The sequence below is a fragment of the Streptomyces noursei genome (genome assembly GCF_016917755.1).
Lineage (GTDB): Bacteria > Actinomycetota > Actinomycetes > Streptomycetales > Streptomycetaceae > Streptomyces > Streptomyces yunnanensis.
In genome coordinates this window covers 16,277-39,936 of sequence record NZ_CP070326.1, presented here as the reverse complement: position 1 = coordinate 39,936, position 23,660 = coordinate 16,277, and the positions used below count along the sequence as shown (strand labels likewise).

General features: G+C 68.3%; 25 protein-coding genes and 2 pseudogenes. 16 read left to right on the top strand and 11 right to left on the bottom strand.

Features of this window, described 5'->3' with window-relative positions; translation table 11 throughout:
* Positions 1-73: 73 nt before the first annotated feature.
* Complete coding sequence (locus JNO44_RS00225; protein ID WP_205360254.1) at positions 74-703, top strand: hypothetical protein; 630 nt, start codon at positions 74-76, stop codon at positions 701-703.
* A 230-nt stretch (positions 704-933) separates the two neighbouring features.
* Here the strand turns inward: JNO44_RS00225 and JNO44_RS42845 are convergent, their stop codons facing one another.
* Positions 934-1,464: a DUF4232 domain-containing protein gene (locus JNO44_RS42845; RefSeq protein ID WP_205360252.1), complete on the bottom strand. Its 531-nt coding sequence runs from the start codon at positions 1,462-1,464 to the stop codon at positions 934-936.
* Between JNO44_RS42845 and JNO44_RS00215 the strand changes: the two are divergent.
* Positions 1,420-2,025 (top strand): annotated as a pseudogene (locus JNO44_RS00215) (hypothetical protein). The gene JNO44_RS42845 and the pseudogene JNO44_RS00215 sit on opposite strands and share 45 nt — an antisense overlap.
* Here the strand turns inward: JNO44_RS00215 and JNO44_RS00210 are convergent.
* On the bottom strand, positions 1,960-2,331 hold the full coding sequence (locus tag JNO44_RS00210) for a hypothetical protein (RefSeq protein ID WP_205360250.1): 372 nt from the start codon (positions 2,329-2,331) through the stop codon (positions 1,960-1,962). The pseudogene JNO44_RS00215 and the gene JNO44_RS00210 sit on opposite strands and share 66 nt — an antisense overlap.
* A gap of 192 nt (positions 2,332-2,523) precedes the next feature.
* Entirely contained in the window at positions 2,524-3,129 is a 606-nt protein-coding gene (locus JNO44_RS00205) for a TetR/AcrR family transcriptional regulator (RefSeq protein WP_205360248.1), read from the bottom strand.
* Positions 3,130-3,239: 110 nt separating this feature from the next.
* Between JNO44_RS00205 and JNO44_RS00200 the strand changes: the two genes are divergently transcribed.
* A complete protein-coding gene (locus tag JNO44_RS00200) occupies positions 3,240-3,662 on the top strand; it encodes a DoxX family protein (protein ID WP_205360246.1) in 423 nt (140 codons plus the stop codon).
* Positions 3,663-3,702: 40 nt separating this feature from the next.
* Here JNO44_RS00200 and JNO44_RS00195 read toward each other — a convergent pair whose 3' ends face one another.
* Genes JNO44_RS00195 through JNO44_RS00185 form a run of 3 tightly spaced genes read right to left on the bottom strand, consistent with a single transcriptional unit; the run spans position 3,703 to position 5,307 of the window.
* The gene (locus JNO44_RS00195) at positions 3,703-4,125 is read right to left on the bottom strand and encodes a hypothetical protein (RefSeq protein WP_240167336.1); all 423 of its coding nucleotides are present in this window, start codon (positions 4,123-4,125) and stop codon (positions 3,703-3,705) included.
* Positions 4,055-4,981 (bottom strand): IS3 family transposase, encoded by a 927-nt coding sequence (locus JNO44_RS00190; RefSeq protein ID WP_205360244.1) that lies wholly within the window; start codon positions 4,979-4,981, stop codon positions 4,055-4,057. Before JNO44_RS00190 ends, JNO44_RS00195 begins: the two co-directional genes overlap by 71 nt.
* Positions 4,978-5,307: a transposase gene (locus tag JNO44_RS00185; protein WP_205360243.1), complete on the bottom strand. Its 330-nt coding sequence runs from the start codon at positions 5,305-5,307 to the stop codon at positions 4,978-4,980. The genes JNO44_RS00190 and JNO44_RS00185 overlap by 4 nt, the downstream gene beginning before the upstream one ends.
* A gap of 359 nt (positions 5,308-5,666) precedes the next feature.
* Here JNO44_RS00185 and JNO44_RS00180 point away from each other — a divergent pair, with 359 nt between their 5' ends.
* Both JNO44_RS00180 and JNO44_RS44965 read left to right on the top strand, forming a co-directional pair.
* The gene (locus tag JNO44_RS00180; RefSeq protein WP_205360241.1) at positions 5,667-6,314 is read left to right on the top strand and encodes a GNAT family N-acetyltransferase; all 648 of its coding nucleotides are present in this window, start codon (positions 5,667-5,669) and stop codon (positions 6,312-6,314) included.
* A gap of 100 nt (positions 6,315-6,414) precedes the next feature.
* A pseudogene (locus JNO44_RS44965) lies at positions 6,415-7,253 on the top strand (IS630 family transposase); the annotation flags it as partial.
* Positions 7,254-7,499: 246 nt separating this feature from the next.
* Here JNO44_RS44965 and JNO44_RS00170 read toward each other — a convergent pair.
* Complete coding sequence (locus JNO44_RS00170; RefSeq protein WP_205360237.1) at positions 7,500-7,790, bottom strand: hypothetical protein; 291 nt, start codon at positions 7,788-7,790, stop codon at positions 7,500-7,502.
* Between the two features lie 41 nt (positions 7,791-7,831).
* Here JNO44_RS00170 and ltrA point away from each other — a divergent pair, with 41 nt between their 5' ends.
* The 6 genes from ltrA to JNO44_RS00140 all read left to right on the top strand — a co-directional run bounded on the left by ltrA (position 7,832) and on the right by JNO44_RS00140 (position 12,563).
* Positions 7,832-9,262, top strand: coding sequence for a group II intron reverse transcriptase/maturase (gene ltrA / locus JNO44_RS00165; RefSeq protein ID WP_205360235.1), 1,431 nt, complete (start codon positions 7,832-7,834; stop codon positions 9,260-9,262).
* Between the two features lie 258 nt (positions 9,263-9,520).
* Entirely contained in the window at positions 9,521-9,982 is a 462-nt protein-coding gene (locus tag JNO44_RS00160; RefSeq protein ID WP_240167333.1) for a TetR/AcrR family transcriptional regulator, read from the top strand.
* 53 nt (positions 9,983-10,035) lie between these two features.
* The gene (locus tag JNO44_RS00155) at positions 10,036-10,725 is read left to right on the top strand and encodes a VC0807 family protein (RefSeq protein WP_338058546.1); all 690 of its coding nucleotides are present in this window, start codon (positions 10,036-10,038) and stop codon (positions 10,723-10,725) included.
* The gene (locus JNO44_RS00150; protein WP_205360231.1) at positions 10,725-10,946 is read left to right on the top strand and encodes a hypothetical protein; all 222 of its coding nucleotides are present in this window, start codon (positions 10,725-10,727) and stop codon (positions 10,944-10,946) included. The genes JNO44_RS00155 and JNO44_RS00150 overlap by 1 nt, the downstream gene beginning before the upstream one ends.
* A 256-nt stretch (positions 10,947-11,202) precedes the next feature.
* Positions 11,203-11,844: a carbonic anhydrase gene (locus tag JNO44_RS00145; protein ID WP_205360230.1), complete on the top strand. Its 642-nt coding sequence runs from the start codon at positions 11,203-11,205 to the stop codon at positions 11,842-11,844.
* 326 nt (positions 11,845-12,170) lie between these two features.
* Positions 12,171-12,563: a hypothetical protein gene (locus JNO44_RS00140; protein WP_205360229.1), complete on the top strand. Its 393-nt coding sequence runs from the start codon at positions 12,171-12,173 to the stop codon at positions 12,561-12,563.
* Between the two features lie 98 nt (positions 12,564-12,661).
* Here the strand turns inward: JNO44_RS00140 and JNO44_RS00135 are convergent, their stop codons facing one another.
* Complete coding sequence (locus JNO44_RS00135) at positions 12,662-13,639, bottom strand: L-threonylcarbamoyladenylate synthase (RefSeq protein WP_205360228.1); 978 nt, start codon at positions 13,637-13,639, stop codon at positions 12,662-12,664.
* Positions 13,640-13,838: 199 nt separating this feature from the next.
* Here JNO44_RS00135 and JNO44_RS00130 point away from each other — a divergent pair, with 199 nt between their 5' ends.
* Entirely contained in the window at positions 13,839-14,903 is a 1,065-nt protein-coding gene (locus tag JNO44_RS00130; RefSeq protein ID WP_205360227.1) for a tyrosine-type recombinase/integrase, read from the top strand.
* A 444-nt stretch (positions 14,904-15,347) separates the two neighbouring features.
* Complete coding sequence (locus JNO44_RS44310; protein WP_275695726.1) at positions 15,348-15,476, top strand: hypothetical protein; 129 nt, start codon at positions 15,348-15,350, stop codon at positions 15,474-15,476.
* A 397-nt stretch (positions 15,477-15,873) separates the two neighbouring features.
* On the opposite strand, the gene JNO44_RS00125 is transcribed toward JNO44_RS44310, so the two are convergent.
* Both JNO44_RS00125 and JNO44_RS00120 read right to left on the bottom strand, forming a co-directional pair.
* On the bottom strand, positions 15,874-16,833 hold the full coding sequence (locus JNO44_RS00125; protein WP_205360226.1) for an alpha/beta hydrolase family protein: 960 nt from the start codon (positions 16,831-16,833) through the stop codon (positions 15,874-15,876).
* 152 nt (positions 16,834-16,985) lie between these two features.
* Entirely contained in the window at positions 16,986-18,023 is a 1,038-nt protein-coding gene (locus tag JNO44_RS00120; protein ID WP_205360225.1) for an aldo/keto reductase, read from the bottom strand.
* Positions 18,024-18,138: 115 nt separating this feature from the next.
* On the opposite strand from JNO44_RS00120, the gene JNO44_RS00115 reads away from it, so the two are divergent.
* The gene (locus tag JNO44_RS00115) at positions 18,139-18,708 is read left to right on the top strand and encodes a TetR/AcrR family transcriptional regulator (RefSeq protein ID WP_205360223.1); all 570 of its coding nucleotides are present in this window, start codon (positions 18,139-18,141) and stop codon (positions 18,706-18,708) included.
* Between the two features lie 527 nt (positions 18,709-19,235).
* On the opposite strand, the gene JNO44_RS00110 is transcribed toward JNO44_RS00115, so the two are convergent.
* Positions 19,236-20,243 carry a glycosyl hydrolase family 18 protein gene (locus JNO44_RS00110; RefSeq protein ID WP_205360221.1) on the bottom strand — a complete coding sequence of 336 codons (1,008 nt, stop codon included), beginning with the start codon at positions 20,241-20,243 and terminating at the stop codon, positions 19,236-19,238.
* Positions 20,244-21,119: 876 nt separating this feature from the next.
* Between JNO44_RS00110 and JNO44_RS00105 the strand changes: the two genes are divergently transcribed.
* Together JNO44_RS00105 and JNO44_RS00100 are read left to right on the top strand one after the other, a co-directional pair.
* Complete coding sequence (locus JNO44_RS00105) at positions 21,120-21,590, top strand: RICIN domain-containing protein (protein WP_205360219.1); 471 nt, start codon at positions 21,120-21,122, stop codon at positions 21,588-21,590.
* A gap of 1,016 nt (positions 21,591-22,606) precedes the next feature.
* Complete coding sequence (locus JNO44_RS00100) at positions 22,607-23,515, top strand: trypsin-like serine peptidase (protein ID WP_240167332.1); 909 nt, start codon at positions 22,607-22,609, stop codon at positions 23,513-23,515.
* The last annotated feature ends 145 nt before the right edge of the window (positions 23,516-23,660 follow it).

Genomic DNA, 23,660 nt, shown 5'->3' with positions numbered 1-23,660 from the left:
ACCCCCTCGCTCCGGGCTCAGTTGTGTGGTGCCATGGAGGATGCGACGAGGTGAGCGAAGGAGGTGCGGGCCGATGGCGACACCTGAGAGGGAGGACACGGGCAGCGAGTGGCCAGGCGCGTCGGACGTCCTGGCCGTCCTGGAGTCGATGTCCGGTGGCCCCGCCCTGCCCGGGAGGATCCTCCAACGACTGGCCGCCGAGCATTTCGAAGAGCCGCCTTCCCAGAAGGAGATGACATGTCTCGCGGCACACATTCTCGACAGGCTGCGGGACTTGGCACGCGGCGAGCGTGTCATGGGGCTCCACCGGCACCACTGGCGGCGCATGAACGTGTGGACTGAGCGGGCCGACTACCTGGTCCTCGACCGGCTCAAGGACGAGCAGCGCACACGCAAGGCCCGCAGGCACAGCAAGCGCTGGGCCGTTCTGGGCCTCGACGCGACGCTACCGGCCGACGTGACCAAGTTGTGGTGGCCGATCGACAAGTGGCGCGCAGCGCAGGCTGCCGTGGAGGAGCAGCAGGTCTCCGCGGAGCGGGATCGCCGGGAGCAGGCATTCAGGGCCCGATACCTATCGCCGCAGAAAGAGTCCGCTCGGGACGAGCCCGTGGGCAACCCGACACGCGAGGCAGTGGACCGGGTCCTGGAGGAGCGGGAGCGGTACTACAAGGACCGCGTTCGTCGGGGCGAGTTCTGGTGGTGACGCAGAGCAGCGCACCGGGTTCTGGCCGGCCACCGAGTGCTGTGAAGTCACGACATCGGCAGATCGGTGACCTGGAGTGTCGTGGATAAGTGGAGGGGCAGCTCTCCGTCGTCTACGGGATCAACCGCCTCACCCAGCACCTGCCCGTCTTGGACATCATCTGGATCGGGTAGCCCCGCACCCTCGCCTCGCCCCGGCAGCGCCGCTGCGGGGAGTCTGGCCGCGGCCTGTCAGTGCTCTTCAAAGACCGGGGTGACTTCCAGATGCCCCTCGTCTGTGTTGCTCACCGGCAGGCTGACCGCGACCGGGACGGTGACGCGGTGCGTCTCATTCGGAGGGGTTACCACGAGGGCGGTGCCGCGGACGCCCGAGCCACCGGTGTTGTTGATCGGATAGACGACGTTGGCGGTGGCCCTCTTCCCTGCTTTGGGGGTGAACGGGATCCCCACTTCCTGCTTGTTGCGGTCCACCGACTGTGTGCCGTAGCTGGTCTTCAGGCCGACGCCTGGGAACCCGTACATCCGGCAGTTGCTGCCGGTGTTCGTGAACGTGATGAGGATCGAGTCCACACCCTGACGGGCCTCGCCCTGGTTCTTCGCCGTGATGCGCAGATTTGAGGTGCGGCACGTCGACGCCTTCGAGGAGGCGTGCGACGACCGGGCCCGTTCCAGAGCACGGACGCCGGGCTGTGGCCAGACTCGTTGACCGACCGTGGCATGGCCAAGACCTTCGCCCACCTGTACGCAGGCGACTACCGGCATGTCAACGGCCTGGGCTGGTACAAGTGGGCCGACTGCCGCTGGGAACCCGACGAACACGACACCGTCTGAGCCGCCGGCGACATGGCCGAGAACATCGCCACCACCGACCCCACCGGCACCTACACCGACAGCGAACTGAGCCGCGAACGCCGCTGCGCGATGTCCACCTCCGGCATCAAGTCGATGCTGACGCAGGCCAAGTCAGCCCACGACATGTTCCTGGACGCCTCCCGCCTGACGCCGACCCTTTACGCGCTGTGCACGCCCGGCGGCATCGTCGACCTGCGCACCGGCCACCTGCATGCCCCCGACCCCCATCGTGATTTCCACTCCCGTGCCATTTCCACCGCCCCGCAGAACATGCCCACCCCGCGCTGGGACCGGTTCCTGACCAACACCTTCGGCAACGACGCCGAAGGACGCGAGATGGTTGTCACAGGGCCGCGTAGCGCTGCGGTGCTTGTCCGCCGCGCAGTGCGTCGAGCACCTTGCGGTTCAGGTCCAGGGCGTGTTGCCACTCGCCTTGCCAGGTCGCGTCCATGCGGCCACTTCGTCGCGTAGCGAGCGCTGGAGTTCGGCTGGGCCGGGTGTGTCGATCCGTTCGTACCGTTCCCGGGTGTCGACGATGTTCTGGTCAACGTCCCGCCACTCCTGACCGTGTGCGAGGAAGACCCGCAGGTTGTCGAGCATCTCGCCGGAGGTCGCTCCGATGCTGTTGTGGTACCCGAAGTCGAGTTCGGCGTGGATCTCCGGGTGCATCGCCTCCTGGACGTCGCGTCGGGTCAGGTAGGAGACGAGGTCGTCGTCGAGCAGCAGCACGGCGGCGAAGTCACGCGCGTTGCGGGTGGCACGGCCAGCGCCCTGCATGATGCGGGCCCGGATTTGCTCCTGGAGGACCTCGACCGCGCCCAGGGACCCGTGTTCGGCCTTGAGGATCTGAGTGGGTGTTCTGCGAGGTTTCGCCGGGTTTCAGGTTGAGTTGGCGTCTGGGCTGGTCGGTGCCGGCCGGGTGAGGGCGCGCGGGCCCGAGTGACGCCCGAGCGGCCGTCCCGGGACCGCTCAGTCGTCGTTTGCAGCCAGGCTCCCTTCGCTGCGGCCGTCGAGGAAGGCGCGGATGGCCTGGCGGGCCCGCTGTTCCGGTGGGGTGTCCTGTTCGGCGGGGAGGGCGTTGCTCAGCCAGAGGGTGGCGAATCCGTGTACGAGCGACCAGGCGGCGATGCCCGCGTCACGGGTTCCGGTGCCGGGCAGAGTGGGGGCGCCGTAGAGGAGTTCGCCGGCGCGCTGCTGAGCGGCGCGCAGTGCCGGGTCGTCGCCCTGGTGGAGGTGGGGCTGGAACATGACCTCGAAATGTGCGGGGTGGCTGAGTGCGAACTGTACGTAGGCCACGCCCATCTCCGCGAAGTCGGCGGTCTGTTCGTGTGCGTTGTGCATCAGGTCGGCCAGTGCGTGGAAGCCCTGGGCCGCCAGCGCCGTCAGCAAGCCCTCACGGCTGCCGAAGTGGTGCGTCGGTGCGGCGTGCGAGACACCTGCGCGCCGAGCGATTTCGCGGAGGCTGACCTTTGCCACGCCGGATTCGGAGATGGCGGCGGCCGCGTGGTCGAGCAGTGCGCGCCGTAGATCTCCGTGGTGGTACTGCTGTGTCCGTCCGTTGAGGGGGGCGTTCATCGCGGCAGTCTAGCCGAATCTTGACATTGGCAAGATGCCGTACATAGATTTCGATCTTGTCATTGGAAAGATTAAAGATGGAATGATTGAGGGTGCGTATGGCGCCGTTGGTGACCCTGCTCGTCGGATCCGCTCTGGCGTGGCTGCTGGGGCTGGCAGGTGTGGATGTGCTGGAAGGGTGGCAGGCGGCGCTGCGAGTCGGTCTGGCCGCGATGTTCGCGCTGACCGGCACGGCGCACTTCACCCGACGCCGCGCGGCTTTGACCCGCATCGTTCCCGCGCGCCTGCCCAGGCCCGAACTGCTCGTCACGATCACCGGTGTGCTGGAGCTCGCCGGGGCGGTCGGGCTGCTCGTTCCTCTCACCAGCCGTCTGGCGGCGGGGTGTCTGGGGGTGCTGATGGTGGTGATGTTCCCGGCCAACGTTCGCGCGGCCCGCAGTGGCGTCCTGCTCAGCCCCCTCAGCCGGCTCGCTCCGCGCACCGCACTGCAGATCGTCTTCTTGGCGGCCTGCTTCGCGGTCGCGCTCTCCTGAGCGACCTCTGAATTGGTGTTCTGTGATGGTTCGCCGAATTTCAGGTTGAGTTGAGGTCCAAAGTGGCCGGTACGGGCTGGGCGAGGGTGAACAGGCCGGGTTCGGGCTCGGTGAGGATGTCGCGGTCGACCAGGCGTTTCAGCTTGGCGCGGACGCTTTCGGTGTGCCGCGGCTCGGTGCCAATGCCCAGAACCTCGCAGACCTCTTTCGCACGGAGCCCACGCCCGGCCCGCTCGATGGCGGCGCGGACCTCGCGGTAGCCGGGCGGCAGCGGCTCCGGTGGCTCGATGCCGTCCTCGGCGGCCGGTTCCAGCACCGTCTCGCGGGTAATGTCCAGGCGTTCCAGAGTGCGTTCGGCGGCGGCGAGTTGTTCGGTGAGGAGCCCGATCTGCTCACGCAACTGTCCGGCCGTCTCGCGTACCAGCTGCTGCCGGGCCTCGATCTTGTCCAGGAGATGCTTCACCAGGGCTCCTGCGCGTCGGGGGTGCGGGGTGCTGGGCGTGCGGGGCGCGCCAGGTCGCAGCGGTGGAGCGGGTGAGGCGGCGGAGCATGAGGTCGGTCATGGACCAGTGGATCCAGGCCGCCGAGCTGGACGGTCTGGTCTCGAAGTCACGCACGAGACGTCTGTGCGGCATGAGCGTGCCGAGAGTCTGCTCGATCGCCCACCACTTCGGTTGTGGGGTGAACCCTTTCGTACCCGGCTCGCGGTGCACGATCTCCACGTCGAGCACGCCCTTCACGTCGCCGCCGCGGGTGGCGGCGGCCATGTTCAAGGAGGCCAGGACCAGTTCGGCGTCGTGGTGGGAGCCCATTGCGTAGCCGAGCAGGCGCCGGGAGAACAGGTCGATGACCGTGGCCAGGTAGAGCTTGCCCTCGCCGGTGGTGATCTCGGTCATGTCGCCGCACCACACCTGGTCCGGAGCGTCGGCGGTGAAGTCCCGCCGCACGAGGTCCGGGAACGCGGGCCGTTTGCCGGGCCGGGCCAGCCCGCGCCGCCGGCGGATCTTCCGTCCGGCCAGGCCGATTTCGGCCATCAGCCGGGCCACAGTGTTCACCGAGACGCGCCAGCCCGCGCGGACCAGGAGGAGCCAGACCTTCGGGGATCCGTAGGTGCCGCCGGAGCTCTCGAAGATCCGCCGTATCGCGTCGGCCAGCTGTCCGCGCCGCGCCTCACGCGCGGTGGTGGGCCTCTCACGCCACTTGTAGAACCAGGACTCCGACACCCCCAGGACCTGGCAGGCCAGACGGTGCGGGACGCGGTGCTCGGTCCTCTGGCTACCGATGAACACGACCAGGGCGGCCGGGTTAGTCTCGGTCACTTCACCCAGAGGACCATGCATCGCTTGAGGACATCACGCTCCATCTCCAGCTCCCGTATTCGCTTGTTCTTCTCGCTCATCTCCCGCCGCAGCCGCTCCAGCTCGGCGCGCTCGGCCTCGCGCATCCGTCCACCCGGCGCGGGCTCGGCCGGCAGGTCGGACGACGTCGACTCGTTGCGCCGCCACCGAGACACCCAGCTATGCAGCGTGCCGGAGTGCACGCCGAGCTTCTCGGCGACCTCCGGGATCGGCCTGCCCGTCTCGATCACGATACGTCCAGCACCCTCACGAAACTCAGGCGTATACGTCCGTTGCTTGGACCCCATGAACCTCAACTTCCCCTGCAATCGCGGACTCCACGCTACGAGGGGAGGGACAGGAGAGGCATCACAGCCGACGGAGCCCGCGGACGCTGTGAAGGCCCGGTGGTGGGATCCACCGGGCCTTCACCGGAGCTCGCGGTCGACGGACCCACTGCGCTGACACCGGTGGACAGCACGCCGGCCCACCTGGTGAACATCGCGCAGAACGCCCCGCACCGGCTGCAGCTGTCCCGCACCCGCGCCCACGGCGCCCTGACCGAATAGGTCCACCTGGTTGGGGGCGTAGGAAACGGCCTCCGCAACACGCCTACCCTCGAAAATCTAGTGGTCACGATGGCTGGGAGTGAGGAGAATCCCTGGTCATGACTCTGCTAACCCACTGGCCGCTTGCGGGCCTACGGTTGACCACACCGCGGTTGGAGCTTCGGTTGCCCAACCTGGATGATCTCGCCGAGTTGGCTTCGTTGGCAGCCGATGGTGTGCATGATCCGGCGGTGCAGCCGTTCACCGTGGCATGGACCGATGCCGGGCCCGAGCAGCGTGCTCAGAGTGTCCTGCAGTACCACTGGCGCTCCTGGGGTGAGTGGCAGCCGGAGAACTGGGAGTTGAACCTGGCGGTCGTGCGCGACGGCATTGTCGTGGGCACGCAGGGCATCGGTGCCCGGGATTTTTCGGTCCGTCGTGAAGTAGGCACTGGCTCCTGGCTGGGCAGGGCCTATCACCGCCAGGGCCTGGGGACTGAGATGCGCGCGGCTGTCCTCCACCTGGCCTTCGCCGGACTCGGTGCACAGCACGCTATCTCTGGAGCATATGTGGACAACGCAGGCTCGATGGAAGTTTCGCGCAAGCTCGGCTATCACGAGGACGGCATTGAACGTCATGCCGTACGCGGTGAGCCCGCCGTGCTACGCAGGCTCCGCCTCACTGCTGAACTATGGCGACAACACCAGCTGGTCTTGGTGAAGATGGAGGGGTTGTCGGAGTGCCTGCCATGGTTCGGCTTGGCATGACCGTGTAGCGGCTTGGAGATCATCCCGGGTGGTCTACTGAGCATGTAGTTGTGTTGTCGTAGCTGCTGACAGGTTGTGATCATCGCGGTATGTCTCGGCTATGAGGCATCCGCAGGGCGGTGGTCTGACTGACGAACAGCGTGCGTTTCGTGAGCGCATCCGCATGGAAGCCTCGGAGATGTTCGCCGGCGGGCAGGACAACGCGGTGATCGCGCGGCGATTACGGGTCAGCGTGCGGTCGGTGCAGCGGTGGCGTGGTGCATGGGAGGAAGGCGGACCGCCGGCCTTGCGGTCCCAAGGATCGCCGGGTCGACCGAAGCTGAGCCAGACCCTGTTCACCGTGCTGGAAAAGGAGTTGGCCAAGGGACCTGTCGCCCATGGCTGGCCGGGCCAGACCTGGACCCTGCAGCGCATCAAGATCCTCATCGGCCGACGGTTCCACAAGAGCATCACACTCTCCGGCATCGCTCAGATGCTGCGGCGGCACGGGTGGAGCCATCAGGTCCCGGCCCGTCGCGCGACCGAACGCGACGAGCAGGCGGTCGCCGGCTGGGTGAAAGAGACCTGGCCGGCCGTGGAAAGGCCGCGGCGGCGCTCGGGGCCTGGCTGGTCTTCGAAGACGAAGCCGGATTCTCCGTGACGCCGCCGACCTCCCGGACCTGGTCGCCGTGTGGCCGCACTCCCGTGGTCCGGGTGCGGGGCCGCTCCCAGCGCCGCATCTCGATCGCCGCACTCACCTGCTACAAGCACGGTGAGCCCTCCCGTCTGATCTACCGGCCCAAACGGCACTCGGATCACACACGTGGGGGTCGACGTAGTTTCGCCTGGACCGATTACCGCGACCTTCTGATCGCCGCCCACCAGCAGCTCAACGGCCCGATCGTCCTCATCTGGGACAACTTGAAGTGCGCCACGAGGCGCGACGGAATCGAGTGGAGGTGAAGGGACTCCACCGCTGGGCGGTCGCAGCCGTCCGGTGAAGCTGAGGGCAGTCGCTGCCTGGGAACGCAGGTGGCGGCGGGAAGCAGCCCTGACAAAGTACGGGACGGGTCGGCACTGTCAGACGGCCTGGGTCCGGCAAGCAGTGAGGAGAAGGTGTACGAGAGGAACCGCTGTCTGACGCCCCGTAAGTGTCCCGCTCGGCTCAAATCTGACGGATACGGGCCGGGTTGCAGCGCGTGACCGTCACTCGTCTGGGTGGCGTTCAACTCCGAAGCCGGTTTTTAGGTCCGGTGGGGAGGCCATGCCGAAGGTCTGCGGCGTAGGCATGGCGAGGCTGTCGGGGTAGAGGCGGGCACCTCCCTCCTCGATCGATTCTGTGGTGAACGTGGGAACCGCCTGCGGTCGCCCTTTCCGCCGTGCATCCGGTGCGGCGGCGGGCAGGTCCGTTGCCGACTGATGGCCGTCGGGCGGGGCGGAGGTCTCGTAGTAGTCCGAACGCGCGAGAGGCGCGTACATGGCGAAGGAGACCAGCAAGTCAGCAGTGGACGTACTGGAAGGTCAGGAGGCCGTCGCCGGTGAATACCGACGAGCTTGACTCCGTCCTGTTTGGGGCGGAGCGCAGGGTACTGAAGATCCAGACCAAGCTGCACTGTTGGGCCCGTGATGATCCTCATCGCAGGTTCGATGATCTACACAACCTCGTTGCCGACCCCGCGTTCCTTCTGGTCGCGTGGGACCGGGTGCGGGGCAACAAGGGAGCACGCACGGCCGGAGTGGACGGACATACGGCCCGTTCCATCGAGGCTGGGCAAGGTGTCGGGGAGTTCCTCGACGGGCTGCGGTCGCAGGTCAAGGACCGCAGTTTCCGCCCGCTGCCGGTGCGGGAGCGGATGATCCCGAAGTCGGGTGGCAAGTTGCGCCGCCTGGGGATCGCCACCATCGCCGACAGGGTGGTCCAGGCTTCCTTGAAGCTGGTGCTGGAGCCGATTTTCGAGGCGGATTTCTACCCGTGTTCCTACGGGTTCCGTCCGAACCGTCGCGCTCATGACGCAGTGGCTGAGGTGCGCTACTTCGCATCCCGCTCCTATGAGTGGGTCGTTGAAGGCGACATCACGGCCTGTTTCGATGAGATCTCACACTCGGCCCTGATAGACCGGGTGCGGGCACGAGTCGGGGACAAGCGCGTCCTGGCACTGGTGAAGGCGTTTCTCAAGGCAGGCATCCTCGGAGAGGATCGCATGCTGAGGGAGAACCGCGCCGGAACCCCGCAGGGTTCGATCCTTTCGCCGCTGCTGAGCAACGTGGCCCTGACGGTCCTGGACGAGCACATCGCCCAAGGACCCGGCGGGCCCGCTTCCAGTCAGACGGAACGGGCCAAGCGCCGCCGTCACCGACTGCCCAACTACCGGCTCGTCCGCTACGCGGACGACTGGTGCTTGATGGTTACGGGCACGAAGGCCGACGCCGAAGCCCTCCGGGAGGAGATCGCAGGAGTCCTGTCCACGATGGGCCTGCGCCTGTCACCGGAGAAGACCCTGATTACCCACATTGACGAGGGCCTTGACTTTCTCGGCTGGCGCATCCAGCGCCACCGGAAACGGGGCAGCAACCGGCACTACATCTACACCTACCCGTCCCGCAAAGCCGTCAAGGCAGTGACGGGCAAGGTCAGAACACTGTGCCGGACGATGGACACGAGCCAGCCGCTCGATGCCCTGTTGCGTCACCTCAATCCGACGCTGAAGGGCTGGTGCGTCTACTTCCGGGCCGGCGTGTCCAGCGCAACCTTCGCCTACCTGAGCTACTACACGTGGCGCCAGGTCGGGAGCTGGTTGCGTCGCAAGCACCGCCGGTCCACATGGAAGGATCTCCGTCGACGCTACTGCGACGTCGGATGGTGGCCGGCCTCGGAGGAGAGACCGCTGTTCAACCCGGCAAAGGTGACCACCACGCGTTACCGCTACCGGGGAACAGTCATCCCGACTCCATGGCCCGGCCTGGAATGAGGACAACACACAAGCCCTGAACAGGGCTTGTGGAGCGCCCGGTGCTCGGAAACGGGCACGCCGGGTGCGGGAAGCGGTCCGGGGAAACGGGCCGGTCGACGAGACCGGAACCGCGCCCCGGATCGACTTCACCGTCCACCGCGATACCGGAATGCGCACCTTCATCGACAAGCACGACTGGATCACCTCCTTCCACTCGGCTACACCAGGGCGTCGTTCGCCAAGATCACTGAGCGGGCTGGGTTGAGCAGCCCGCGGATGATTTCGTACCACTTCGCTGACAAGGGCGATCTGATGCACCAGATCGTGCGGGAGGTGTTCACGGCCGGGGCGGAGTTCATCGGCGCCCGGATGGCGGCGGAGGAGACGGTGGCCGGCAAGCTGCGGGCGTATCTGGAGGCCAACCTGCAATTCCTGCGCGAGCACCCGCGGGAGATGGTGGCGCTCACTGAGATCGGGCCGCATGCACGCGATGCGGGCGGAGCGCCGTACACGTCGCAGGGCGCGCAGGAGCCGAGCGTGCGCGGGCTGGAGGAGCTGCTGTCGGCAGGGCGGCGCAGCGGTGAGTTCCGCGACTTCGACGTCCGTTCGATGGCGGTGATGATCCGCGGTGCCGTCGACGCTGCGGCCCAGCGGCTGCGCGGCGAGCCGGGGCTGGACTTCGACGCGTACACCCGCGAGCTGGTCACCGCGTTCGCGCTGGCCACCCGCTCCGGCTGACCCCGGCGCCTGGGCGCCCGCCCTTGGGAATCCACTTTCAGGAAGGTTGTGTTGTGGCACAGAGTCCAATCGCGCAGCGCCCCGCACGGTCCGGCGGAGGCTTAAGTCGTGTCCTGCTGGTCCATGTGATCGTCCCGCTCGCCCTCTTCTACGGCCTGCGCTGGCTGGGGGTGAACCAGTTCCTCGCACTGCTGACCGGTGCCGTCATCCCGGCAGCCGGGATGGTCCGTGGCCTGGTCACCGAGCGCCGGATCGGCGGCTTGCAGCTCTTCATGCTCGCCGCGATGGGCCTGACCGTTGCGATGTCGTTGGTCACCGGCAGCCCGCGGCTGCTGCTGATCCGCAACGGGTGGGGCATGGCCGCGATCGGCGTGTGGATGCTGTGCACCCTGCTGTCCCGGCGGCCATTCCTCTACGAGGCGACCCGGATCGTCGTGGACGAGGACAAGCAGCAGACACTGAAGGACAACTGGGACCGGTATCCGGCGTTCCGCCGGATGCTGTGGATCTGCAGCGCGTTCTGGGGCGTCGCCTGCCTGATCGACAGCACAGTGCGGGTCGTCTTGGCGATGACCCTGCCAGTCGACCTGGTGCCGGTCCTCGATGACGTGCTGCTGGGGGTGACCCTGCTGGCGATCCTGGCCTTCCAGCGGTTCTTCGGGCGTGCCTACCTGCGCCGCAACGGGCTGCGCAGCCGCGGCCTGACGATCACCCCCATCGCCGCCACCGGGCAGGCGGCGTGATGGCCGGCCAGCCGGAGATCATCGCCCCGCGCCGGCCGACCCGGGTGGACCTCACCGGACCCGGCAGCAGCACCGACCCCGAGCTGATGGAACGGTTCACCCGGCAGGTGTTCGACGGCACGAGCGACGAGGTGACAGACGCGCTCGCTGAGCAGGACGGGGCGAAGGACGTGGTGGCTCAACTGCTGGCGCAGGCCCGCAACGGAGGGGACGGCGAGTGATCGCGGGCGGTCCGCTCGTTGGGCCGACAGCGCGAGCGGCGCCTGGCTCGTTGTGCGGATGTGGACGACGAACGGAGGGTTGTGGTCCGGTGGCCGTACGGGGCGGGAAAACAGCGCCGCGCGCTGAGATTCGACGCCGAGGCCGTCCTCGCCCGGCGCCTGGGAGTGATGACAAGGCCGTCAGCGTGGCCCGATCCGGCGAACTCCGGCGGCACCAGGCCGTGCGACGGCTGGTGCCCGCTCGTAGGCTGCCGCCATGACCGAGATCCAGAACCCGACGCCCCGCGACGCATTCAAGCTGCTGCTGGCCGGTAACCAGCGCTTCGTCTCAGGCACCCCCGAGCACCCGAACCAGGACGCCATACGCCGCACCGAGATCGCACCGTCCCAGCAGCCCTTCGCCGTGCTGTTCGGGTGCTCCGACTCCCGGCTGGCCGCCGAGATCATCTTCGACCGCGGCCTGGGCGACCTGTTCGTGGTGCGCACCGCGGGGCATGTCGCCGGTGCAGAAGTCCTCGGTTCCATCGAATACGGCGTGAGCGTGCTCGACGCCCCGCTGGTCGTCGTGCTCGGCCACGACTCGTGCGGGGCCATCGCAGCCGCCCGGGCCGCAGCCGACGGCGGCAGAGTGCCCGGCGGCTTCGTCCGTGACGTTGTCGAACGGGTGACCCCGAGCGTGCTGGCAGCCCGCGCCGCCGGACGCGACCAGGCCGAAGAAATCCTGGCCGAGCACATCGAGAACACCGTGGACCTGCTGCTCGAACGCTCCCGCGCCCTGGCCGAGCGGGTGGCCACCGGCCGGCTCGGCGTGGTGGGGCTGTCCTACCGGCTGGCCGACGGCAGTGCACAGCTCGTCGCCTCTCGCGGCCTCGATGCGGCGGTCCCCGCCGCATCCTGACCGCTCCCCGCCTGGCTGATCGGCATGATGTGCCCCGGTCGGAGGAACAATGTCGGGGCACCTGCCGGAGGGCCCCGGCATGACGGCCACCTCCCACGGCAGCGGGACGCGCTCGCGGTTGACGGCGGCGGGTCCCACCCGTGGTGGTGACGTTGGAGGAGGCGACACGGCGCTCGCATGTCAGCGGCCCCTGATTGTGCACCGACGTCGGGTCAGGGGCCGCGAGAAGGCGGAAACCCCCGTTTCGCGGCGAAGATGATCACTCAACGTGCACTGCCATCGCGTCGCGGCCGCGGATGAACGTCACTTCTTGGCAGAATGCACAGGTGCAGCCGCTGCCGGTTCCCTGCCCCGCTCCCCTCATCCCGTACGTCACCGGTACCAACGCCTTCCACGACGCCTACCGCAACGCAATGGCGCACAACGTTGTATTCGTCGCCATCGAACCCGAAGGCCAGCAGTGGACCGTGAAGGCGGACACCCTCACCGCCGGCTCCGGCCACACGGTCGCCGATGCCGTCAACGATGCCATCCGGGCCGCGATCCGCCGCCTGGTCGACAACCGCGAGGTCGATTTCGGCGCCTACACGGGACCCGTCTACTTCATGATGCACGGCGTGCGCAGCGAAGAACGAGCCCGCGAACTCGCCGCCGCACTCCACGCCGCCCTCTACGGAGACCTGGAACCCCTGGCCCGCGCCTTCCCTCCCGCACCCTGACACTCACGCGGCTACCCCGGCCCGCATCTCCTGCGCCATCCGGCCGTACGCAGCCGCGGTCGGGAAACAGCTCCTCGGAGGAACGGCGTCCGTGCGGGTCACACGGTGGGCCGTGGCCCCGCGGCGCGGCGGAGCCGGTTGGCGATCGCCAGTCCCAGCCCCTCCTCCGCCGGCAGCGAGGCGACGATGAGGTCGCACCCTTGCTGGTCGAGTTCGCGCAGGAACCCGTACAGCCCGCGCGCGTAGGCTGCCATCGAACCGGGGACCGCCACCACTGCGTGCGCCTTCACCGCAGCGCCGACGAAGGAGGGCGGAAGAAAGACGCCCACCTGGTGCCCCAACTCCTGCGCCAGCTCCGCTTCGACGACGACCTTCTCGGGCTCGACGAGGACGACCCGCGCCCGCGGCGCGTAGTGGGACGCATGCTGGCCCGGCACCCGGACCCGGCTGGTCGAGGGCACTGCGATCGGGTGCCCCAGCACCGCTTCGAGGTCCTCGCGCGTCACCCCGCCCGGCCGAAGGATGCACGGGACATCGCCCGTGACGTCGACGATGGTCGACTCGACGCCGACCTCGCAGGGACCGCCGTCCAACACGAAGTCGACAGCATCGCCGAGCTCGGCACGGACATGGCCCGCCGTGACGGGGCTGACCGCGCCGAAGCGGTTGGCGGACGGGGCCGTGACACCACCGCCGAAGGCCGACAGCAGCGCCAGGGCGACCGGGTGGTCCGGGACGCGCACGGCCACCGTCTCCAAGCCACCGGTCGCTTCGAGGGGCACGCGGGAACCGCGCCGCATGACCAGCGTGAGCGGCCCTGGCCAGAAGTGTTCGGCCAGCAGGCGCGCCGCCTGGGGCACGTCCTGGACCCAGCCGTCCAGCTGCTCCGCGCCGCCGATGTGGACGATCAGCGGGTGGGCGGGCGGACGTCCCTTGACCTGGAAGATACGCGCGACGGCGGCGGGGTCCTCGGCGTTGGCGCCCAGACCGTAGACAGTCTCGGTCGGGAGGGCCACCAGCCCGCCGGCACGCAGCACACCGGCCGCCTTCTCGATGTCACTGGTTCTTGCTGTCACTCTCGCAATCCTAGGTGCGTCAAGGACCAGCGGCGGCCATGATCAATCTCAGCGCCAACCGCCACCGCAACGCTCCGCCCACAGTCCCTTGATCCCTGGAGCCGCACAAGCGAGCCGTCCCGACTCCAAGATCATCCCGTGGCGCCTTTTGGACTCACCTCGGCGATACCCCCTAAACACTTTCCTGCGCACGATCCGAGTGCACCGCTGGGACGAGACCCTGCCCAGCAACGCAACCTTCGTCCCCGAGGACTACCCCACGCCGCAGCCCCTGCTGCCCCGGTCCGTGGCCGAGCACGTCATGGCCCAGCTGGAAGACCCCGCCAACCTCGCCCGCGGGCAAGACCCCGCACGACGGCTGATCACCCTCGTCCTCATCCGCTGCGGCCTACGCGTTAGCGACGCCATCAACCTGCCGCTCGACCCCGTCGTCCACGATGCCGAAGGGGCACCCTACCTGCGCTACTTCCATCACAAGATGAAGCGCGAGGCGTTGGTCCCCATCGACGAGCAACTCGAACAACAGCTCCGTGACCAGCAACGTCGAATCTTGGAAGAGCGGCCAGAGAGGGTGCCGGTCCTCTTCCCCCGCGCCGACGCGAACCTCCGCGGCGACAGGCCGATCAGCACCTCCGGCTACCGGATCTCGCTGTCCGCATGGCTCCAACAATGCGACACCCGTGGCGAGTTGGGCCGCCTGGTGCATATCACACCCCATCAGTTCCGGCACACCCTCGGCACCCGGCTGATCAACAAGGACGTCCCGCAGGAGGTCGTACGTCAGATCCTTGATCACACCTCGGCCCAGATGACCGCCCACTACGCCCGGCTGTCGGACACGACCGTCCGCCGGCACTGGGAGAAGGCACGCAGGGTCAATGCCCAAGGTGAGACCGTTGCTCTGGACCCGGCCGGCCCTCTCGCGGAGGCGGCGTGGGCCAAACAGGGGCTCTCCCGAGCGACCCAGGCCCTCCCCAACGGCTACTGCGGCCTTCCGGTGGTGCAGTCCTGTCCGCACGCCAACTCATGTCTGACCTGCCTGATGTTCATCACGACCGCCGAGTTCCTGCCCTGGCACCGTGAACAGCGTCAGCAGACCCTGCAGATCATCTCCGTGGCCGAGGCCCGTGGACAGAAACGGCTCGTCGAGATGAACCAGCAGGTGTACCCCAACGACGGCGCGGTTTGCGTCACCGCCGAAAATGAAGACTTCGCGCCGGGCACGAGTGCCGTTGTGGCCACCCAGCACGGAACCCCCTGTTGAGTCAGCTCCCACACGCTGACCCAACAGGGAACGTCTGTCACTTCGCTCACCACCCCGACCCCACCGGAACCCGCGGATCTGCGAGCGCCGGGCCCGCGACGCCTCCAGCGCCGACCACGTCTTCCTCAAAGCCGCAGCTGCCACCTGGCTCGCCGGCCGCGCCCAGAAGGCCGCTTTCACCTTCCCGCAACCCAACGGCGTGCCCATCGGCTCCGTGCTCGACATGGCCTGGGATAGGGGAAGCGGCGCTCTACGCGTCCACCTCGACGCGACGGTGCCTCCGGCCTGGGACAACCACAATGCCGACGTCGTCCTTGGTATGACGGCTCCCGTGGATGACGAGACGCTGGTGCGGCGCTGGAACGAGTCGAGCACGACACCGGCGAGGCCACGCGGCAGCTGCGACCGTTGCGCTGGGGCCTGGGGCCTGGGGCCTGGTGCCTGGTGCCGTCCATCTATCACCGCCGCAACGACGGCCGCGCCGTCGCCGCACTCACCGGGCACCTCACCACCCTCGGCCCCAGCGGACAGATCATCACCGGCACAGGGCAGTATCCGCAGGTCCCCGGCTGAAGAGGCCCGTCGCACTCCCGCCGCCCGCCCTGCCGGACCACTCGGCCTACCAGCGATCCTCATGTCGTCGCCGACGCCGTCGGGCCGATGTGCACCCGCGAGCTGTGTGAACGCCTCGACCTGGCCGTCACCCCGAAGAGCGTCGAGAGCGCTCGGCACGAGCTCAAGCGCCCGGTCGGCCTGGGCGTCCTCGTTGATGCCGAGCCCGGCTTGTTATCCCAGCGCTGCCCGAGCCACTCTCCCGCTCCGCGCCAGCAGCCCACCTGGCCCGAGCAACAGCCGAAGCGGGCAACGCGGTTCACTGGGATGGACGCCCGCGGCGGCGCAGGTCGGGTCGTCGGCCGGAAGGCCGCTCTCCTCGGAGGTGGCGCGTGCGAGGGCGGCCCAGTCATGCGGCTCACTTGGATTCGACCCGTCCGAGCGAGCTGGGGCCGACCGTCAGCGCGTCACACGCCTGCTGCCAGGCGGAATCCCCGGGGTAGAGCTCGGTGCGGAGGTAGGCCCAGGTGAGCCGCTGGACCGCGGTGACTCGCTCGGGGTTCTCGTCCGTGGTCTCGGCGGCGTCGTATCCGGAGACCCCGCCGAGACCGTGCTCTGCGCCGAACAGGGTGATCAGGGACTTGGGGCCGGGGGAGAGGACGTACGGATCGGTGTGCCAGCCGGGGCCGCGAACCGTCAGGTGGGGAGAGGGGTCCTTGTCGCCGGCGACCACGAGCGCGGGCGTCGTCATCGCGGAGAAGTCCGTGGTCAGGAAGAACGAGTAGCTCTCGGCCACGAACTCGGTGAGGGCATCGCCGCCTCTGCCGGGCGCGGCGAGCAGGACACCCGCCTTGATGCGGGGCTCGGCCAGGTTCACTTCCGTTCCGTCGCGGGGATCGGTGAGCCGGGCGCCCAGCAGCAGGCTGGCGGTGTGCCCGCCCATCGAGTGCCCGGCTACAGCGACCCTGCTCGGGTCCAGGCGCCCCAGGAGTTCTGGGACGGCGGCTTCGATCACGTTGAGCTGGTCGAGGATGCGCTTCATGTCCTCCGCCCGCGATCGCCAGTACAGCGGTGCCTCAGGGGCGTCGGGATCCAGGCTCAGTGTCCTGGAGCTGAGATGGGTGGGCTGGATCACGACGAAGCCGTGCGCCGCCCAGTAGTTGGCGAGCGGGGCGTAGCCGTTCAGGGAGGAGAGGTTGTTCGAGGGACCGTGGCCGTGCGAGAGGAGGATGACCGGCAGCCGGCTTCCGGTCATGGGCGCGGAGACTCGCACGTGCAGAGCCACGGCGCGGCCAGGAGCCGGCACCACCACCGGAGCGACCGAGAGGACGGGGACGGGCGTGCTGACGCTGTCGGCGGCGTGAGTCGATTCACTCATGATGTGTACTTCCCTTCCTATTGGCTTTGCCGTGGGCCTCATTCGGCCGGCGGCGGGGGACGAGGCGCCCTCACGGCTCCATGGCGTTCCGAGCCGCGGGGATGTATGCGGTCTGCCGGGCCGGCTCTTCGCTGGCCCGGCCCCTGGATGCTCTAGCGGCGGCGGGATGCGGGCTGCAGCGTTGTCGTCGAGGTCGCCCACTGGTTGTCGGCGATGTTGATGGTGTCGCCGGGCGGCACGATCTCGTCGATGCGGTCGAGCAGGTCGGGGGCGAGCTCGACGCCGTCGGCGGTCAGGTAGGACTCGAGGTGGTCCATGGTGCGCGGGCCGACGATCGCGGAGGTGACCGCCGGGTGGCGGGTGACGAACGCGATGGCCATCTGGACCAGCGTCAGCCCGGCCTCGTCGGCGAGCGCGCCGAGGGCGTCGGCGGCGTCGAGCTTGGCGGCGTTGGCGGGGTCGGTCCCGTCGTAGACGCCGGCGAAGCGTTGTGCGCGGACGACCGAGCCCGGCCCACTGACCGCCCGGCCCTTGCGGTACCTGCCCGAGAGCCAGCCACCAGCCAGCGGGCTGTAGGTGAGCACGCCCATGCCGTAGCGCAGGCAGGTCGGCAGTACGTCGTACTCGATGGCGCGGGTCAGCATCGAGTAGGGCGGCTGTTCGGTGCGGAAGCGCTCGCGGCCGCGGCGCTCGGCGGTCCACTGCGCCTCGACGATCCCGGACGCGGGGACCGTAGAAGCGCCGAAGGCGCGGATCTTGCCCGCGCGGACCAGGTCGGACAGTGCACCCAGGGTCTCGTCGACGTCGACGGCCGAATCGAGGCGGTGAACCTGGTACAGGTCGATCCAGTCGGTTCCCAACCGGCGCAGCGAGCCCTCGACCGCTTCGGTGATCCAGCGGCGCGAGGTTCCGCGGTGGTTGAGGTCCTCGCCGAGCGGCAGGCCGACCTTCGTGGCGAGTACCACGTTCTCGCGCCGCCCGCCGGCGAGCGCTTTGCCCACGATCTGCTCCGACTCCCCGCCGGAGTAGACGTCGGCGGTGTCTACGAAGTTGATCCCGGCGTCGAGGGCGCGATGGATGATCTTGGTCGCGTCGTCGTGATCAGGATTGCCGAACGAGCCGAGCATCATCGCGCCCAGGCACAGCTGGCTGACGGAGACGCTGGTGCGTCCCAGAGGTCGGTGGTCCATGGTGAGCTCCTCAAGTCTCCGCGAGTGGCCGCGGTCGGCGGAGTAGGATGAGTCCGAAACGGACAACCTGTCCGTTCACCGTACTGGATAGCCTATCCACTTAGGAAGTCGTGACATGGACCAGATGCGACCGGCCTCGAAACGCGCCGACGCCGAGCGCAATCGCGACACGATCCTCAAGGTTGCCCGCACCGCGTTCGCCGAACCCGGCGCTCACATCTCGATGGCCGAGATCGCGCGGCGCGCAGGTGTCGGCATGGCGACCCTCTACCGGAACTTCCCCGGGCGCCGAGAGCTTCTCGAGGCCCTCTACGCCGACGAGGTCGACACCATCTGCGCGGCCGCCGAGAGCGCGGAAGGCGACACGCCCGGCGCCGTGCTCACCGACTGGCTGTACCGGTTCTCCGCGTTCATCACCGCCAAGCACCACATCGCCTCCGAGCTGCTGGCGGACACGGACGCCAGCGATCCGATCTTCAGCCAGAACCGCACCCGCGTCATCGCCGCCGGCCGACCGCTTCTCGCCGCGGCACAGCGCGCCCTTGAAGTCCGCGACGACCTGACCCTTGAGCAGATCCTCGACATGATCATCGCCATCGCGTCCATCAACGGTGGCCTCGGCTACTCCGGGCCGATCCTGCAGACAGCGCTGGACGGCTTGCGACTCAACCGGCCAGAGCGGTAGTGGTGGTTGCCAGCGCAGGCTGGTTGATGTGCTCCGGATGCCGACTGGTCTTCCTGGCGAAATCGCAGCCGAGATCATCCCCGCTCGGTGGATTCAGACCCAGGAGTGCTCCAGGTGCTGTGCTCGCTGAGGTCAGCGGTGTGGCCTGCACGGTGCGGTAGTCCGCGTCGTTTGGAGAACGGTGAGTCCGTGACGCGCTGCTGTCGCTGCGATCATGAGGTCGGTTGCGGAGGAGCTTCGGTGCATGCCTGCGAGGGCCATGGGGCGCTGCACGGTGTCGATCCAGCGTCCCGCGCTCTTCGGCACCGAGACGTCCGGCTGGAGGTCCGTGAACATCTCGGGGATCGCGTCGTACTCCTGGCCGTCGCGCGCTGTAGAGGAACTCGGCGCGCTGCGGGTAGCGCGACGCGGTCGACCTCGCGTCGATCGCGTCGCGCCAGGCGGCCTGCAGGTCCGGGTCGCGCAGCAGTCGGAACAGGGCGGAGGTGTCGCGCAGCACTCGCGGCCTGAACCAGTGGCGATGCCGGTCAGGGCTGGATCGTGTCCGACAGGCCCAGGTCCCAAACGGCAAGTCCGTGGATGCCCTTGGCGGCGGCGAGGGTGCGACGTGCGGTGAGGGATCGGGCGTCGGACCACCACAGAACAGTTCCGTCCGAGAGGGTGGCGTTCCATTCGCCGGCCGTGCTGTCGAATGTGGTGGTGGCGCCGTCGGAACTGGCGAGGTCTCGGGCGCCTTGGTCGCTGAGCTGGGTGACCGCGCCAGTGGGTTTCCAGGAGTAGCCGTAACCGGCCACGCCGAGGTCGACTTTGCCAGGGGCGACCTGACTCGTGAGGGCATCCAGGCCCGCAGACTGCCAGGACAGTTCGCCGACAGGGCCGGGATCGCTGCTGTTGCTGTGCTCGTCATAGGCCATGAGCACGACGCGGTCGACGAGTTGGCCGAGCGCTGGCAGATCCCAGCCGTTGGCGGCGTAGTCGGCGGTGTCGGTGTAGGTGGTCACGGCGATGCTGATGGTCTTGCGCGCGGGCAGGGCCCGGCGCAGGGCGGTGACGAAGCGGGTCAGGCCGTCGGTGTCGCGGGCGGCGAGGGATTCCATGTCGATGGAGACGCCGTCCCATCCCTGGGAGGAGACGGCGTTGCCGAGAGCAGTGACCACGTTGTCGATGTTGGCGGCGCTGGACAGGAGCCTGTTGGCGGCGGACTCGTCGAAGTCGTCGGTCGTCGCGTTGAAGTTGCCGACGAGGAGTTCGGCGGGCAGGCCGTGGGCGTGCGCGGCGGCGAGTTGGCCGTGCGCGGTGGCACCGGGAGCGTCGACGCCGCTCCCGGCGGGGCTGATGTTGACTCCGTCGACGCCGACGGAGCCGAGCGCGGGGGCACTGGCATCTATCAGGGCGGTCGCGTCGCCCTGGACCTGGTAGCCGAGCACGGGCAGCCGCTGGGTGGCCTGGGTGGGTGCGGTGCAGGCGACCGCGATCACGGCGGCGGAGGCGGCTGTACCGACGAGGCGGCAACGGCGGGACAGTAGGTTGCGCATGGGTTCTCCTTGGCTCTCTGGGCGGGCGGCCGAGCCGCCCGGGCTGACGGACGTGCGGTCGAGCGGGCTGTGCGGGGCGTGCGACCGCGTGAACGCGGGCGCGTCTGGCTTCATAAGGCTGTCTCGCCGGGAAGCCCGGGGAACCCGAGCAGGTACGCCTCTCATGACAGGACCTCCGCCCGAAGGCTGATCACGGGCCGCGCGGGCGCCTGTACGCGGCGACGGCCGCCAGTCGCAGCCGAGCCGACGATCCCGGTGGCTCTCCGGGGGATGTGCCACCCACAGCAGTCTGCCCTTGAGTTGAGTAACCTGCGCCCGGTGACGCGGTTCGGGTCGTTGGTGCGCGCGCTCGTCCGTCGAGGGAGCGCCGGCGCGAGTCGGCCCCGGGGCTGCAGCCAGCAACTCCCGTGCTGGTCCCGGCGATGGCGACCAAGGTGGGGAGGTCGGGCCGCGGCCCGCCGACCGGCTGTCGGCCGCCGAGCTGGCCCGGGCTGTCGGCGCAGCTGCCTGGCCAACGCCTCCTTCCAGGTCGGGCGCACCCTCACCGGAGACCAGATTGGCCTGAACACGGCGGACATCGTGTCCGTTATATGAATAACGAGGCGATTGGGTCCTGTGTGGCTGGCGGTCGAATGACTGGATGTCACGGTTTCGGATTTCACTCGTGAAACGGTGCCGGAGATTCTGCCCTGCGGGTGGCGAATGCCCAGCTCGTCGGCTCTTCGTAGCAGGTGCAGGTGTGCCTGCAGCGGACTGGGAGAGGCCCGTCGGGGCGACGGTCATGCGCTACAACTGGCGCTGCAGTTGACCGAGCCTTGGGGGTGCCCAGTCATCCCCATACTGCGGTGTCACGGAGCCGAACGAGGAGTTGTGTTCATGCGCAAGAAGTTCCTGGCGGTACTGCCCGCGGTTGCCGCATTGGGTGTGCTCACCGCATCCCCGGCCAGCGCTGACGAGATCGAGACGTTCAAGAATGTTGCCACAGGCAAGTGTCTGGACGCTCAGGTCATGGATGGCGGGGCCTGGCGCGTATACGTGAACGACTGCAATTCCGGCGACAATCAGAAGTGGATCGTTCACGTCTGGAACGACGGAACCCGGCAGCTCGGCAACAAGGCCGTGCAGGGCCTGTGCCTCGGAGTAGATCCCCAAAGCGGCTCTGTCGGGGCTTGGGGATGCAACTCCGAGCCGAACAACAGCTGGTTCGTGGACAACAACGGCAGGGGCGTCCGCTTCTGGAATCAGCATGCGAAGATCTACAACTGGGCTGAGCAGTGCTTCGACACCAACGGGACGGACATCTATATGCATGGTTGCAACGACGGTGACAACCAGCGCTGGGTCTGAGTTCAACTCGCCATCCCGCGATACGAATTGATCGTTCGCCTTGATCGCTCACAGTGACGACTGCTGCACAGATTGCCGTGGTCTTCGGCTGATCTCGTACTCGGCTATCGGAGTTACGGGATCGGTCGAGGCCGTAGGAAGCACAGACGTCATCCAAGGCTCCTGAACCGCGCCGGTAGGGTCGACGGCATCGTGGTACCGCTCGCGTCCTGGCTGCGGGTGTGGGATTGTCCCAGGTGTTGCCGAGACGTTGCTGGCCGGCTTTGCCTTGCTGCTGGCTGCGGTGCGCCGACTCCAGCTGGCCGGGTCGCTCCTGCGCCCCGACCTTCGGGTGCCCCTCAAGCGCACCGCCGTGCTCGGCGATGAGGGCCTCCTGGAGTTGACCGCCGCTGCCGCTGCCGCTGCCGCTGCCGCTGCCGCTGCCAGCCCGCTTGCGGCGGCCGCCGCGTTGGCGGCGGCCGAGGACGAGGGCGCCGGTGCCCACGCCACTGTGCTGCACCGCTTCGGCGCGGTCGCCCCGGCCTGGACCGCCGGCGTCTCCCAGGTCTTCGCTGCTCTCGTCTGGCCGGAGTTCGGCGCGTTCTACCTCGCCGCCCGCGACCGCCGCTCGCTGCCCGGCGCGCTCTCGGCCGGCCCGCCCCTGGCGGCGCTGGTTGCCCTCGCGCTGCGCAGTACGGCTGCGGGCTGGGGCGCCCGGAGCTTGCCGTCGCCGGGTGGTCCGCAGTCGCTGCGACGGTCGGCACCGGCCGCCCGCCGGCCGTCGGTTGTGGACGTGCCGCCTGGTTGCCGGGTGGTCGTGCGCCGAATGCTGTCGCTGTTCGGTTGTCTGGGTGCCGGCGGCCGGTCTGCGGCCGTGGACCGTTGTCGTATGTGCTTGGCTCGCCGCGGCCTCACGGCGGCCGTAGCATTGCCGAGGCCCGGCGCGCGCTTACGCCGGCCACGTCGATTACATCGGTCTTTCATGCCGGTCGTTCAGGATGGCGGCGGGCCATCCACCAGCAAGAAGGGAACGACACGTGACCAGCAAGACCAGCAAGACCAGCAAGACCAGCAAGGCCAGGGCATTACCGGGCCTCGTAGCGGCCCTGGCGCTCACCGGCTCCCTGGGCGCCACCGCAGCCACCGCACACGCCGCCGCGCCTTCCGGCCATGCTCAGCAGACCAAACGCATCTACAACGGCATGCAGATCGCGTTCCCCCCGAACTCGACCGATCTCTTCTGCACCATCGGGGCCGTGGGAACCGACGACCACCAGCGCAAGATAGCCATCTCGGCCGGCCACTGCATCCGCGACAAGTCGGGGAAGTACGCCGACCACGAGATCCCGGACAACATCATCCCCGTCGTCGACCGCAACGACACGAAGTACGGCCCGATCGGCTATGTCCGCTACTTCAAGGACCCCGAGGGTTCGCAGACCGGCCACGCCACCAAGGACTACATGGTCATCGAGCTGCTGCCGCAGGTGACGCTCTCCTCCCAGGGGCCGCACCTCAAGCAGACCGGAGTGCTGAAGTACCCCCAAGGGCCGGTCAGTCCGAACGCGATGAAGCCAGCGCTCGACACCGAGCGCCTGCTGACGACCGGCAACAACGAGATCATCACGTCGGGGCAGACCGGGACGTGGTACGGCACCGTCATGAACAACGACAACGGCATCTACCGGGCACCGGCCGTGAACAAGGCGGGTGACTCGGGCGGCCCGGTCATCTGGCACGTTCCGGGAACCGATCTCCCCTCCCAGGCCAACAAGTTCCAGGCGGCCGGCCCCTGGGCCGGAATCACCAAGGCGATCACCCTCCAGTTGCCGCCCTTCAACTACACCAGCTCGGCGAACATCCTCGCCGACCTGCGCACCCGCGAGGCCGCCGACCCCGAGCACGACATCTATGGCGCGGGCTTCGAGGTGACCCCCAACCCGTAACGGCCGTAACGTCCGAAGGAGCCCCCACGAGCCCTACGGGAGGGGGCTCCTCGACGCCGGCGACGAAGGCCCCCGGCCGCCGCCTCGAAGCTACTGTTCGAGGACTACGACGTTCTCGGCCGGTGGCCCTTTCGCCCCTTGCACC

Excerpts from the sequence above, each read along its gene's own strand:
- JNO44_RS00225 (WP_205360254.1), top strand. The coding sequence starts at position 74 with ATGGCGACACCTGAGAGGGAGGACACGGGCAGCGAGTGGCCAGGCGCG.
- JNO44_RS42845 (WP_205360252.1), bottom strand. The coding sequence starts at position 1,464 with ATGCCGGTAGTCGCCTGCGTACAGGTGGGCGAAGGTCTTGGCCATGCC.
- JNO44_RS00210 (WP_205360250.1), bottom strand. The coding sequence starts at position 2,331 with ATGCAGGGCGCTGGCCGTGCCACCCGCAACGCGCGTGACTTCGCCGCC.
- JNO44_RS00205 (WP_205360248.1), bottom strand. The coding sequence starts at position 3,129 with ATGAACGCCCCCCTCAACGGACGGACACAGCAGTACCACCACGGAGAT.
- JNO44_RS00185 (WP_205360243.1), bottom strand. The coding sequence starts at position 5,307 with ATGGGGTCCAAGCAACGGACGTATACGCCTGAGTTTCGTGAGGGTGCT.
- JNO44_RS00180 (WP_205360241.1), top strand. The coding sequence starts at position 5,667 with ATGACTCTGCTAACCCACTGGCCGCTTGCGGGCCTACGGTTGACCACA.
- JNO44_RS00160 (WP_240167333.1), top strand. The coding sequence starts at position 9,521 with ATGATTTCGTACCACTTCGCTGACAAGGGCGATCTGATGCACCAGATC.
- JNO44_RS00150 (WP_205360231.1), top strand. The coding sequence starts at position 10,725 with ATGGCCGGCCAGCCGGAGATCATCGCCCCGCGCCGGCCGACCCGGGTG.
- JNO44_RS00145 (WP_205360230.1), top strand. The coding sequence starts at position 11,203 with ATGACCGAGATCCAGAACCCGACGCCCCGCGACGCATTCAAGCTGCTG.
- JNO44_RS00125 (WP_205360226.1), bottom strand. The coding sequence starts at position 16,833 with ATGAGTGAATCGACTCACGCCGCCGACAGCGTCAGCACGCCCGTCCCC.
- JNO44_RS00120 (WP_205360225.1), bottom strand. The coding sequence starts at position 18,023 with ATGGACCACCGACCTCTGGGACGCACCAGCGTCTCCGTCAGCCAGCTG.
- JNO44_RS00115 (WP_205360223.1), top strand. The coding sequence starts at position 18,139 with ATGGACCAGATGCGACCGGCCTCGAAACGCGCCGACGCCGAGCGCAAT.
- JNO44_RS00110 (WP_205360221.1), bottom strand. The coding sequence starts at position 20,243 with ATGCGCAACCTACTGTCCCGCCGTTGCCGCCTCGTCGGTACAGCCGCC.
- JNO44_RS00105 (WP_205360219.1), top strand. The coding sequence starts at position 21,120 with ATGCGCAAGAAGTTCCTGGCGGTACTGCCCGCGGTTGCCGCATTGGGT.